9 protein-coding genes are annotated in these 12,245 nt (G+C 73.3%); 7 read left to right on the forward strand and 2 right to left on the reverse strand.

Annotated features, from left to right (window positions below):
- Positions 1-38: 38 nt before the first annotated feature.
- Complete coding sequence (locus EST54_RS30795) at positions 39-4,814, reverse strand: Lhr family helicase (RefSeq protein ID WP_129250989.1); 4,776 nt, start codon at positions 4,812-4,814, stop codon at positions 39-41.
- A gap of 148 nt (positions 4,815-4,962) precedes the next feature.
- Here EST54_RS30795 and EST54_RS30800 point away from each other — a divergent pair, with 148 nt between their 5' ends.
- Genes EST54_RS30800 through EST54_RS30810 form a run of 3 tightly spaced genes read left to right on the forward strand, consistent with a single transcriptional unit; the run spans position 4,963 to position 7,077 of the window.
- Positions 4,963-5,928, forward strand: coding sequence for an AraC family transcriptional regulator (locus EST54_RS30800; protein ID WP_129250990.1), 966 nt, complete (start codon positions 4,963-4,965; stop codon positions 5,926-5,928).
- Between the two features lie 10 nt (positions 5,929-5,938).
- Positions 5,939-6,772 (forward strand): AzlC family ABC transporter permease, encoded by an 834-nt coding sequence (locus EST54_RS30805; protein WP_129250991.1) that lies wholly within the window; start codon positions 5,939-5,941, stop codon positions 6,770-6,772.
- Positions 6,769-7,077 carry an AzlD domain-containing protein gene (locus EST54_RS30810; RefSeq protein WP_129250992.1) on the forward strand — a complete coding sequence of 103 codons (309 nt, stop codon included), beginning with the start codon at positions 6,769-6,771 and terminating at the stop codon, positions 7,075-7,077. The genes EST54_RS30805 and EST54_RS30810 overlap by 4 nt, the downstream gene beginning before the upstream one ends.
- Positions 7,078-7,081: 4 nt before the next feature.
- On the opposite strand, the gene EST54_RS30815 is transcribed toward EST54_RS30810, so the two are convergent.
- Positions 7,082-8,005 (reverse strand): hypothetical protein, encoded by a 924-nt coding sequence (locus EST54_RS30815; RefSeq protein ID WP_129250993.1) that lies wholly within the window; start codon positions 8,003-8,005, stop codon positions 7,082-7,084.
- 234 nt (positions 8,006-8,239) lie between these two features.
- Here EST54_RS30815 and EST54_RS30820 point away from each other — a divergent pair, with 234 nt between their 5' ends.
- The 4 genes from EST54_RS30820 to recX all read left to right on the forward strand — a co-directional run bounded on the left by EST54_RS30820 (position 8,240) and on the right by recX (position 11,887).
- Positions 8,240-8,434 (forward strand): DUF3046 domain-containing protein, encoded by a 195-nt coding sequence (locus tag EST54_RS30820; protein WP_129250994.1) that lies wholly within the window; start codon positions 8,240-8,242, stop codon positions 8,432-8,434.
- A gap of 117 nt (positions 8,435-8,551) precedes the next feature.
- Positions 8,552-9,787 carry an AI-2E family transporter gene (locus EST54_RS30825; RefSeq protein WP_129250995.1) on the forward strand — a complete coding sequence of 412 codons (1,236 nt, stop codon included), beginning with the start codon at positions 8,552-8,554 and terminating at the stop codon, positions 9,785-9,787.
- A gap of 315 nt (positions 9,788-10,102) precedes the next feature.
- On the forward strand, positions 10,103-11,224 hold the full coding sequence (gene recA / locus EST54_RS30830) for a recombinase RecA (RefSeq protein ID WP_129250996.1): 1,122 nt from the start codon (positions 10,103-10,105) through the stop codon (positions 11,222-11,224).
- Positions 11,225-11,230: 6 nt separating this feature from the next.
- Positions 11,231-11,887, forward strand: coding sequence for a recombination regulator RecX (gene recX, locus EST54_RS30835; RefSeq protein WP_129250997.1), 657 nt, complete (start codon positions 11,231-11,233; stop codon positions 11,885-11,887).
- The last annotated feature ends 358 nt before the right edge of the window (positions 11,888-12,245 follow it).

The raw sequence follows: 12,245 nt of genomic DNA on the forward strand, positions 1-12,245 counted from the left end.
GGCGTGGGGGAGTGGGCGGTATTGCGGCGCCGCGCGCGTCACCCCCGTAGGCGCAGGCCCCGTGGGGTGGGGTGGAAGCCGGCGGACTCCAGGGCGGCGGCGAAGGGGGAGGTGAGCGCCGCGGTGCCATTGATGCGTTCGGTGGTGATGGTGCCCAGGGCGCCGGCGCGGGCGGCGTCGGTGAGGGCCTCGACGGCGAGCTGGAGGCGCGGGTCGGTGGCGGCCCGGGCCGGGTCGTGGCCGAGCGGCCAGACCAGCAGGGTCTTGCCGCCGCGCTCCATGTAGAGCGTCAGCTCGCCGTCGACCAGGACGACCAGGGAGCCCGCCTTGCGGCCGGGCTTGTGGGTGGACCCTTCGGGCGGCTCGGGCCAGGGCAGGGCGGCGCCGTAGGCGTTGGCGGGGTCCGCGGCGGCCAGCAGGACGGCGCGCTGCGGGCCGCCGCGCCGGGACGGCGCCGGGCCGCCGTCCGGCGGCGCGGCATCGGCGGTGCGCTCCCGCTGGGTGCTGACCGCGCGCAGCCGGTCCACCGCGCCGTCCATCGCGAACTGGGCGGCGCCCAGCCCCTCCACCACATAGCCGCGGCGGGCCTGACCGGACTCCTCGAAGGCGGCCAGTACGCGATAGGCGGCGGAGAAGCCGCCCTCGACCCCCTCGGCGGCGACCGCACCGCGGGTGACGATGCCATGGCGGTCGAGGAGCGTACGGGCCAGGGCGTGGGCGCGGTGCGTGGGGTCCGGTTCGGTCGTGGGCAGCAGCGACCAGCGGCCGCCCACGGTCGGCGGGCCGGACCGGGAGGCGGTGGGGCGGCCGCCGCGGCCCGCGCCCGCGGGGTGTCCCCAACGGCCCCGGGGAGTGGCGCGGCGGGCGCGATGGGCGGTGGAGCCGGCGGTGCGGCCCGAGCCGAGGAGGGCGCGCAGCGGGGCCAGGGTGTCATTGGTCAGCCGGCCCGACCAGGCCAGTTCCCACAGCGCGTCGGCCAGTTGCGGGTCGGTGGCCTCGGGGTGGGTGGTGGCGCGGATCTGGTCGGCGAGCTGGCGGAAGAACAGGCCGTATCCGGGGGCGAGGGCGGTCAGCAACGACTCGTGCAGCGCGGACAGTTCCAGCGGGAGCGGCGGCGGGAGCAGCAGCGGGGCGGTGTCGGCCAGATGGAGGGAGAGCCAGCCGTCCTTCCCGGGGAGGGCGCCGGCGCCGGCCCACACCACCTCGCCGGTGGCGGTGAGTTCGTCCAGCAGAGCAGGGGTGTAGCCGCCGACGCGGGACGGGAGCACCAGCTTCTCCAGGGCGGACGCGGGCACCGGCGCGCCCTGGAGCTGCTCGATGGCGCGCGCCAGGCCGTCGATGCCGCGCAGACCGTGCGACGCGCCGCCGGACACCGCCGGCGCGCCGCTCACCGGGGCCGGGCGCGGGGCGCCGACGTGCTGCCACTGGGGGAGGAAGGCGGCGAGCGCGGCGGGCGGCACCGGCTCCAGCTCCTCGCGCAGGGCGGCCAGCGAGCGGCGGCGCAGCCTGCGCAGCACCTGGACGTCGCACCACTCCTGGCCGATGCCCGCGGGATGGAACTCTCCCTGGACGACCCGGCCGGCCGCGGCGAGGCGGTGCAGCGCGCCGTCCGTGACGGCCGTGCCCAGGCCGAAGCGGGCGGCCGCCTGCTCGGAGGTGAACGGGCCGTGGGTACGGCCGTACCGGGACAGCAGGTCGCCGAGCGGGTCCTTGACCGGTTCGGTGAACGACTCCGGGACGCCGACCGGCAGCGCCGTGCCCAGGGCGTCGCGGAGCCGGCCGGCGTCCTCGACGGCGGCCCAGTGGTCGGCGCCGGCGATCCGCACCCGGAGGGCGCGGCGGGCGGCGGCCAACTCCCCGGCCCATGCCGGATCCGCGCCGCGCTCGGTCAGCTCGGCGTCGGTCAGCGGGCCCAGCAGCCGCAGGACATCGGCGACCCCCTCGACGTCCTTGACCCGCCGGTCCTCCGTGCGCCACTGCAGCTCGCGCTCCAGCTCGGCCAGCACCTCGGCGTCCAGCAGCTCACGCAGCTCGGCCTGGCCCAGCAGCTCGGCGAGGAGCCGGGAGTCCAGGGAGAGCGCGGCGGCGCGGCGCTCGGCGAGCGGCGAATCGCCCTCGTACAGGAACTGGGCGACATAGCCGAACAGCAGCGAGCGGGCGAACGGGGACGGCTCGGGGGTGGTGACCTCCACCAGGCGGACCCGGCGGGCCTCCAGGTCGCGCATCAGCTCCGTCAGGCCCGGAACGTCGAAGACGTCCTGGAGGCATTCCCGGACGGCCTCCAGCACGATCGGGAACGACCCGAACTCACTGGCCACCTGGAGGAGTTGGGCGGCCCGCTGACGCTGCTGCCACAGCGGGGTGCGCTTGCCGGGGCTGCGCCGCGGCAGCAGCAGGGCCCGGGCGGCGCACTCACGGAAACGGGAGGCGAACAGCGCGGACCCGCCGACCTGGTCCGTGACCAGCTGGTCGACCTCGCCGTGGTCGAAGGCGACATCGGCGGCTCCCACCGGGGACTGCTCCGGGTCGTACTCCGTGCCGCGGGTGCGCAGGCCCGGGTCGGCGGCCGGGTCGAAACCGGCGTCGCCGTCGAGGAGGTCGAGGCCCATCAGATCGGCATCGGGCAGCCGCAGCACGATGCCGTCGTCGGCGTGCATCACCTGGGCGTCCATGCCGTAGCGCTCGGTGAGACGGGCGCCCAGTGCCAGCGCCCAGGGGGCGTGCACCTGCGCGCCGAACGGGGAGTGGATGACCACCCGCCAGTCGCCCAGCTCGTCGCGGAACCGTTCCACGACGATCGTGCGGTCGTCGGGGACATGGCCGCAGGCCTGCTTCTGCTCGGCGAGATAGCTCAGCACATTGGACACCGCCCAGTCGTCCAGCCCGGCGGCGGACAGCCGGGCCCCGGCCTCCTCGGGGCCGAGCGAGCCGACCTCACGGAGGAACGCGCCGAGCGCCCGGCCCAGTTCGAGGGGGCGGCCGAGCTGGTCGCCCTTCCAGAACGGCAGCCGTCCCGGCACCCCGGGGGCGGGGGTGACCAGCACCCGGTCACGGGTGATGTCCTCGATGCGCCAGGACGTCGTGCCGAGCGTGAAGACATCGCCGACGCGGGACTCGTAGACCATCTCCTCGTCGAGCTCTCCCACCCGTCGCCCACCACCGCCCTTCCCGGAGTCGCCGCCCGCCAGGAACACACCGAACAGGCCGCGGTCGGGGATCGTGCCGCCAGAGGTGACGGCCAGCCGCTGGGCTCCGGGACGGCCCGTGACGGTCTGTGCGACGCGGTCCCACACCAGACGCGGACGCAGTTCGGCGAAGGCGTCGGAGGGATAGCGGCCGGCGAGCATGTCCAGTACGGCCGTGAACGCCGACTCGGGGAGCGCGGCGAACGGGGCCGCCCGCCGGACGACGGCCAGCAGCTCCTCGACGTCCCAGGTGTCCATCGCGGTCATGGCGACGAGCTGCTGGGCGAGCACGTCCAGGGGGTTGGCCGGCACCCGCAGCGCTTCGATGGAACCCGAGCGCATCCGCTCGGTGACCACGGCCGCCTGCACCAGGTCGCCGCGGTACTTGGGGAAGACGATGCCCGTCGAGACCGCGCCGACCTGGTGCCCGGCCCGGCCGACGCGCTGCAGCCCGGACGCCACCGACGGCGGGGACTCCACCTGGACGACCAGATCGACCGCGCCCATGTCGATGCCCAGCTCCAGGCTGGACGTGGCGACCACGGCCGGCAGCCGGCCGGCCTTCAGATCCTCCTCCACCTGGGCGCGTTGCTCCTTGGACACCGAGCCGTGGTGGGCACGGGCCAGCACGGGCGGCGCACCCTTGGCGGCGCCGGACTCCGCCATCAGCTCCGCGGGGGAGTGGTGCTCGGGCAGGACCTCTCCCGTCGCCCGCTCGTAGGCGATCTCGTTGAGGCGGTTGCACAGCCGCTCCGCCAGGCGGCGGGAGTTGGCGAAGACGATCGTGGAGCGGTGGGCCTGGACGAGGTCGGCGATCTTCTCCTCGACCTGCGGCCAGATGGACGGCTTCTCGCCGGTCTCGCCCTCCTGGACCGGTGAGCCGCCCAGTTCGCCCATGTCCTCCACCGGGACGACCACCGAGAGGTCGAAACGCTTCCCGGACGGCGGCTGCACGATCTCCACCCGGCGCCGCGGGGACAGATAGCGGGCCACCTCCTCCACCGGGCGGACCGTCGCCGACAGCCCGATCCGCCGCGCCGGGCGGTCCAGCTGCTCGTCCAGTCGCTCCAGGGACAGCGCCAGATGCGCGCCGCGCTTCGTGCCGGCGACGGCATGCACCTCGTCCACGATCACCGTCTCGACGCCCGCCAGCGCCTCCCGGGCCGAGGACGTCAGCATCAGGAACAGCGACTCGGGGGTCGTGATGAGGATGTCCGGCGGGCGGTTGGCGAGCGACCGGCGCTCGGCGGGCGGGGTGTCCCCGGAGCGGATGCCGACCGTGATGTCCGGCTCCGGCAGTCCCAGACGGACCGACTCCTGGCGGATGCCCGTCAGCGGACTGCGCAGATTGCGCTCGACATCGACGGCCAGTGCCTTCAGCGGCGAGACGTACAGCACCCGGCAGCGCTTCTTCGGCTCGGCGGGCGGGGGAGTGCTCGCCAGCGCGTCCAGGGAGGCGAGGAAGGCGGCGAGCGTCTTGCCGGATCCCGTCGGCGCCACCACGAGGACGTCACAGCCCGCGCCGATCGCCTGCCAGGCACCTTCCTGCGCGGCGGTGGGCGCGCTGAACGCCCCGGCGAACCAACCGCGGGTCGCGGGCGAGAACGAGTCGAGCGCTGCCTGAGCCATGTCCCCCATCGTGCACCGGACCACTGACAACGAGGCCCCCGCCCGCTGTCACCTGCGGATTCCCCGGCCGCCGAGGCCGCCGCCGCCCGGCCGTCCACCCCTCGGACGTGCAGACCGGCGACCCCCGGGCCGGACGCAGAATGACGGCATGGTCATGGTCAGCGGGGACGGTGCGGCCGACGGCGGCCCCGGCGCGGGCGCCATGCCGCGGGCGGGCGGCGAGTGGGCGCGTCACTGGCGGTACGCGGGGCTGCCCGGCCTCGATCTGCTGCGCGCCCGCTATGTCCGGCACTCCTTCCCCCGCCATGCCCACGACGGGTATGTCGTCTGCGCGGTCACCTCCGGTATCGAGGAGGTCGGACTCCAGCAGGGGACCGTCCGGGCCGGCCACGGCGGCATCATCATGATCAACCCGGAGGTTGCGCACACCGCGCGGGCGGGTGCTCCCGAGGGTTGGACCTACGCCACGCTCTACCCCTCTTCCGGCGTCGTCGCCGAGATCGCCGAGGAGACCACGGGGCTGCGCGGCACCGCGGGGTTCCACGAGACGGTCGCCGAGGACCCGCACCTCGGCCACATGATCACCGAGATCCACCGGGCCGCCGAGGCCGGTAACGCGCTCGCCGCAGACAGCCTGCTGCGGCTCCTCGTCGCCCGGCTGCTGCGCCGCTACGGAGGCCCGCTCCCGGTGCGCCACCCCCGCAGTGCCGGGGCCCGCACCGCCGCCCGCGCGCGGACCGTCCTGGAGGAGCGGATGGCCGACCCGCCCTCCCTGGAGCGGCTGGCCGAGGAGCTCGGGACCGGCCCGTTCGCGCTGCTGCGGGCCTTCCGCAGCGCCTACGGGATGCCGCCGCACACCTGGCTCACCGATGCCCGGGTGCGCCGGGCCCGCCGGCTCCTGGAAGCGGGCAGCGCTCCCGCCGACGCGGCCGTCGCCGTCGGCTTCACCGATCAGCCCCACCTCAACCGGCACTTCACCCGGATCGTCGGGGTGCCACCGGGCGCGTACCGCAGGGAGCGCACGGCACCGCCGGGCGGCACGGGGGCTGCCGGTGGCGGGCAGCCCGCCCGGGGCGCAAGAACGTACAAGACCGCCGAGGGCGCCCGCTCCTAAGGTCCGGGGCGTGGCAGAACAGACACAGATACGTCCCCCGGGAGGGGCCGCGGAGCCGCCGGCCGCCTCCGCGAAACCCGACTCCGCCGTCATCCGGGACGCGCTCGGAGTCGGCGTCGCCGTCGGCCTCTCCGGATTCGCCTTCGGCGTCACCTCGGCCGGCGCCGGGCTCAGCCTCCTGCAGACCTGCGCGCTCAGCCTGCTGGTGTTCACCGGGGCGTCCCAGCTCGCCCTGGTCGGCGCCCTCGCGGCGGGCGGGAATCCGCTCACCGCCGCGGCCGCCGCCCTCTTCCTGGGCGCGCGCAACGCCTTCTACGGGCTGCGGCTGTCCGCCGTCCTCGGCTACCGGGCGACGGCGAAACCCTTCGCCGCCCACTGGGTCATCGACGAGACCTCCGCCGTCGCCCTGGCGCAGCCCGATCGGCGCACCGCCCGACTGGGCTTCACGGTCACCGGCCTGACGCTGTACGTCCTGTGGAACCTCACCACCCTCGTCGGCGCCCTCGGTGCCGGAGCGCTCGGTGACACCGATGCCTGGGGACTGGACGCGGCCGGCCCCGCGGTCTTCCTGGCGCTGCTCGCGCCCAAGCTCACGACCACCGTCGAGCGGCTCACGGCCGGTCTGGCCGTGGTGCTCGTCATGGTGACGCTGCCACTCCTGCCCACCGGCGTACCGGTGCTGATCTCGGCGCTCGCCGCACCCGCCGTCCTCCTCGCACAGGGGCGACGGGAGCGCACCAGGGAGACGGACGGGACGGAACGGCCCGGTACCGGCCCGGACGACACCGCGCCCCAGGACGGATCCGCGCAGATCCGCCGCACCACCGGGGAGGACCGGGCATGAACGTCTGGATCGCGATCGCCGTCACCGCCGTCGGTTGCTACCTGGTGAAGTACCTCGGCCTGTCGGCGCCCGCCGGCGTACTGGAGCGCCCGCTCGTCAAACGGCTGGCCGCCCTGCTGCCGGTGGCCCTGCTGGCCGCGCTCACCGCCCAACAGACCTTCAGCGACGGCCGGCATCTGATGCTCGACGCCAAGGCCGCGGGGGTGGCCGCCGCGGCCCTCGCGCTCGTCCTGCGGGCGCCGTTCCTCCTGGTCGTAGGGGTCGCGGTGATCGTCACGGCGGGGGTACGGGCACTGGGAGGCTGAGCGCTCAGCCCAGGGGGCGCCCGTACGCCCGCAGGGTCAGCAGCGCCTTGAGCGTCACCATGGGGCGGCTTTCCAGCGCCGTCCCCGGTGCCCACACCCGCCAGTTGACCGGCCAGCCGCCGTCCTTCTCCTGGAGCGCGGCGAGGTGGTCCAGCGCCCGGTCCATCTCCCCGTCGGTGAACCAGCTGCGGGCCAGCGAGCCGGGGGCGGCGGCGAAGTCGTACGCCAGGTGATGTTCCCCGGGGGCGTACCCCTGCGCCACCGGGACATCCGCGGCCTGCTCCGGGTCCAGCAGGACCAGCTGCTGCTCCCGTACGAGCCGGCCGAGGCGCTGCGCCGCGGCGGCCGCCCGAGGCCGGTCCGGGGCGCCGTCCAGGAAGGCCACCGCCGCCTCGACCTCGTACGGATGGGTCTCCTCCAGCGACTCCACGGCCGCCCAGCAGTAGTCCGTGGCCCGGAACAGCCAGGCGTGCCACACCTCGTTGCGGTGCAGCACCCCCACCACGGGGCCGGTGGCCAGTAGTGCGCTGGGCGGATCGTCGACCACCGGGATCCAGGGCGCGGCCGGATAGCCGCGCAGTGAGGGGTGCAGCGCAGGCAGCGCGCCCTCGGGGGTGGAGATCTTCGTCAGATAGCGGCAGATCCGCTCCACCTGGCGGCCGTCGCAGCGGCCGATCAGATCGAGCACCTTCAGGGCGTGCGCGGTGTGCAGCGGCTGGCTGACCGGGCCGCGGAGATCGGGCTCCAGGGCATGACCGAAGCCGTCGTCGTCGTTGCGGTACGCGGCGAGCGCGGTCTCGACCGGGTCGGGCCCGCCGCCGAGGAAGTGGTACTCGAAGAGCCGTTGTTCGAGCACCCGGGCGGTCAGCCAGATGAAGCGCTCGGCGCGCGCCAGAGGGGTCGCGGGTGGGCTTACGTTGTCGGCCATGGCCTGACCGTAAGGCGGAAAGGCCCCGCGGGGACCGGCTCGCGCACCGGTGCCCTCCCAGGACGGATTCGGAAGGCCTGCGGTTGACGGCCTGCGGGCCGCCGGGCGGGCGCCCGGACCGGCTGATGGATGCTTGGTGCAGGGCGACGCGGGAGGCCCGTAGGACTCCGTACGGCCGTACGGGGCGCGAGGGGTTGGAAAAGTGCAGATCAGAGTGGGTACGGAGCGGAATTCATGCGGTTGACGATCTTCTGGGAGCGGATGGCGGACCACTTCGGTCCGGCGTACGCCGACTCCTTCGCACGTGATCACGTGATGTCCGGCCTCGGCGGCCGGACCGTGCACGAGGCGCTGGACGCGGGGTGGAGCGCCAAAGAGGTGTGGCGGGTGGTCTGCTCGGTGATGGACGTGCCGCCCGAGAAGCGCTGAGCGGGCGGCGGATACGCCCCCTGACCTGGGCGGCAAGGGTCCGGCAGCGGATCCCTCGCGGCCGGGCCGCACGGGCCCGGGCCGGGGATGTCACAGCAGTGCGCGACACTTGGCTCCGTGCCTGAGCCAGATGAGATCAGCAACGACGTCCCACGCCCCGAGGAGCGGCCCGATGCGCGGATGCCGCCCTGGCTGCCGCGCGCCATGGTGCTGGCGCTCGCCCTGGTGGCCTGTTTCCAGCTCGCCACCTGGGGATTCCACCAGCTGATCACCCTGCTGCTGAATGTGCTGATCGCGTTCTTCCTCGCGCTGGCCGTCGAACCGGCCGTCGACTGGATGGCGGCCCGGGGCATGCGGCGCGGGCTGGCCACCGGCCTGGTCTTCCTGAGCATCCTCGTCGCCGCTGCGGGATTCTTCGCGCTCCTGGGCTCCATGCTCGCCGGGCAGATCACGACCATGGTGGAGGAGTTCCCGCAGTACCTGGACTCCCTCATCAGCTGGATCAACAACACCCTGCACACGCATCTGTCCCGGGTCGAGGTGCAGAACAATCTGCTCAAGTCCGACTGGCTGCAGAAGTACGTCCAGGACAGCGCCAACAATGTCCTCGCCGTCTCCGCGACGGTGCTGGGCAGCCTGTTCAACCTGCTGACCGTGGCCCTGTTCTCGTTCTACTTCGCCGCCGACGGCCCCCGGCTGCGCCGTGCGCTGTGCTCCGTGCTGCCGCCGCACCGCCAGACGGAGGTGCTGCGCGCCTGGGAGATCGCGGTCGCCAAGACCGGTGGCTATCTCTACTCCCGCGGGCTGATGGCGCTGATCTCCGGCGTCGCGCACTACGTCCTGCTGGAGGTCCTCGGTGTGCCGTACGCCCCGGCGCTGGGCATGTGGGTGGGGCTGGTCTCCCAGTTCATCCCGACCATCGGCACGTATCTCGCGGGCGCGCTGCCCATCCTGCTCGCGTTCACCGTCAACCCCTGGTACGCGCTGTGGGTCTTCGGTTTCGTCGTGACGTACCAGCAGTTCGAGAACTACCTCCTGCAGCCGCGGATCACGGCCAAGACGGTGGACATCCATCCCGCCGTCGCCTTCGGGTCGGTCGTCGCCGGCACGGCCCTGATGGGCGCGGTGGGCGCACTGATCGCGATCCCGGCGACGGCGACGCTGCAGGCGTTCCTCGGTGCGTACGTCAAGCGGTACGAGGTCACCGACGATCTGCGGGTCCGCGGCAGGCGCGGGCGCGGTGTCAGTGCCCTGGCCCGGGTCCGGCGGACCCTGCGTGCCGACCAGCCGTCGTCCCCGCTGGAGGACCAGGGGGCGGAGGGCGTCCAGGGGGAGGGGCAGGGCGCCCGCTGACGGCTCCGGCGCGGGGCGGACCCTTGATGGGTTCGCCCGGCCATGGGCGTCCGGCTGCGGGTAGGCGAGGGGGTCACCGCAGGGATGCCGGAGTGTTGGGCCGGCCAGGCCGGTGCGACATGGTGTCGGCAGCTGGTGCGGGGGTGCTGCTTGACACCAAAATCGAACATCCATTCTCATTGGGGATCAGGCCTGTGTCCTCGGGTATTCCGCGGAGTTATCCACAGGCCGGAGCCGGGTCCGGGCGCATTGTCAGTGGCAGGCGTTAGCGTCATGGACGTGAAGCGATCGACTCAAGCAAATCGGGTGGAACCCATGGCAGGCACCGACCGCGAGAAGGCACTGGACGCCGCGCTCGCACAGATTGAACGGCAATTCGGCAAGGGCGCCGTGATGCGCATGGGGGAGCGGTCGAAGGAGCCCATCGAGGTCATCCCCACCGGCTCCACCGCCCTCGACGTCGCGCTCGGCGTCGGCGGCCTCCCCCGCGGCCGCGTCATCGAGGTCTACGGCCCGGAGTCCTCCGGTAAGACGACCCTGACCCTGCACGCCGTCGCGAACGCCCAGAAGGCCGGCGGCTCCGTCGCGTTCATCGACGCCGAGCACGCCCTCGACCCCGAGTACGCCAAGAAGCTCGGTGTGGACACCGACTCCCTGATCCTGTCCCAGCCGGACAACGGCGAGCAGGCCCTGGAAATCACGGACATGCTGGTCCGCTCCGGCGCACTCGACCTCATCGTGATCGACTCCGTCGCCGCCCTGGTGCCGCGGGCCGAGATCGAGGGCGAGATGGGCGACTCCCACGTCGGCCTCCAGGCCCGGCTGATGAGCCAGGCGCTGCGCAAGATCACCAGCGCGCTCAACCAGTCCAAGACCACCGCGATCTTCATCAACCAGCTCCGCGAGAAGATCGGCGTGATGTTCGGCTCGCCGGAGACCACGACCGGTGGCCGTGCGCTGAAGTTCTACGCCTCGGTGCGCCTCGACATCCGCCGCATCGAAACCCTCAAGGACGGCACGGACGCGGTCGGCAACCGTACCCGCGTCAAGGTCGTCAAGAACAAGGTCTCCCCGCCGTTCAAGCAGGCCGAGTTCGACATCCTCTACGGCCAGGGCATCAGCCGTGAGGGCGGCCTGATCGACATGGGTGTGGAGCACGGCTTCATCCGGAAGTCCGGCGCTTGGTACACCTACGAAGGCGACCAGCTCGGCCAGGGCAAGGAGAACGCCCGCAACTTCCTCAAGGACAACCCGGATCTCGCCAACGAGATCGAGAAGAAGATCAAGGAAAAGCTGGGCATCGGTGTGAAGCCGCAGGACCCGGCGGCGGACCCCGCCGCGGACGCCGCGGTGGCGGCGGGTGAACCGGCCGTCGCGGCTCCGGCACCGGCGGCGAAGGCCGCCAAGGGTTCCAAGGCCGCCGCGGCCAAGAGCTAGCCCGCCATGACACGGCGAACGGAATGGCCGGACAGCGGGGATGCCCCCCGCGGCGCTGCCGGCGACGCCGAGACCCGTAGCGGCCGCAGGGGCCGTCGTGGCGATATGGACAGCGGTGGTCCCTCCTCGTCGAGGGCCGAGTCGGGACCGCCGCGTACGCCCGAGGAGCAGGCGCGGGCCATCTGCCTGCGCCTGCTCACCGGGAGCCCGCGAACGCGCAAACAGCTCGGGGACGCCCTGCGGCAGCGGGGCATCCCCGAGGAGGCCGCGGAAGAGGTGCTGTCCCGGTTCGAGGACGTCGGGCTGATCGACGATGCGGCCTTCGCCGATGCCTGGGTGGACTCCCGCCACCACGGCCGGGGCCTGGCGCGCCGCGCGCTGGCCCGCGAACTCCGCACCAAGGGGGTGGACTCCGCCCTCATCGAGGAGGCCGTCGGCCGCCTCGACTCCGCACAGGAGGAGTCCACCGCCCGTGAGTTGGTCGATCGCAAGCTGCGGGCCACCAGGGGCCTGGACCGCGAAAAGCGACTGCGCCGCCTGGCCGGAATGCTGGCCCGCAAGGGCTACGGCGAGGGGCTCGCCCTTCGCGTCGTTAAGCAGGCACTGGAAGAGGAGGGTGAGGATCCGGAACTTCTGGACCAGCACTGTCTGCCGGAGGGGTGAGGACCCAGGCAGGGAGGGTTGAGGACCCACGCCGGGAGGGGCGAGGACTCGCGCACGGAGCGGTGAGGACTCGCGCGCCATGGCAAGAGGGTTGGACATCCCGACCCCGCCGCGTTGTGGCGGACGGGGGCTACGGATCTGTAGAGGGGTCGGGGCGTAGGCCAACTACATCTGTCCTGGGGCAGGGGCCGCGTGGGACTCGGACCGAGGTCGCTCGGGCGCGTATCTGCCGGTGCGCCGACAGCGGCTCGGGTGACCGGTGCGCCGACACCGGCTCAGGGCGAGGGACGCGGTGCGGCCTGACATGGCGTGCACCGCGACGGGAAATGCGGGGTGGGTGGGGAGGGGAGGGGGGGGC

It is taken from the genome of Streptomyces sioyaensis (genome assembly GCF_004122735.1).
In the GTDB taxonomy this organism is placed as follows: domain Bacteria; phylum Actinomycetota; class Actinomycetes; order Streptomycetales; family Streptomycetaceae; genus Streptomyces; species Streptomyces sioyaensis.

Excerpts from the sequence above, each read along its gene's own strand:
- recX (WP_129250997.1), top strand. The coding sequence starts at position 11,231 with ATGACACGGCGAACGGAATGGCCGGACAGCGGGGATGCCCCCCGCGGC.
- recA (WP_129250996.1), top strand. The coding sequence starts at position 10,103 with ATGGCAGGCACCGACCGCGAGAAGGCACTGGACGCCGCGCTCGCACAG.
- EST54_RS30810 (WP_129250992.1), top strand. The coding sequence starts at position 6,769 with ATGAACGTCTGGATCGCGATCGCCGTCACCGCCGTCGGTTGCTACCTG.
- EST54_RS30795 (WP_129250989.1), bottom strand. The coding sequence starts at position 4,814 with ATGGCTCAGGCAGCGCTCGACTCGTTCTCGCCCGCGACCCGCGGTTGG.
- EST54_RS30820 (WP_129250994.1), top strand. The coding sequence starts at position 8,240 with ATGCGGTTGACGATCTTCTGGGAGCGGATGGCGGACCACTTCGGTCCG.
- EST54_RS30800 (WP_129250990.1), top strand. The coding sequence starts at position 4,963 with ATGGTCATGGTCAGCGGGGACGGTGCGGCCGACGGCGGCCCCGGCGCG.
- EST54_RS30815 (WP_129250993.1), bottom strand. The coding sequence starts at position 8,005 with ATGGCCGACAACGTAAGCCCACCCGCGACCCCTCTGGCGCGCGCCGAG.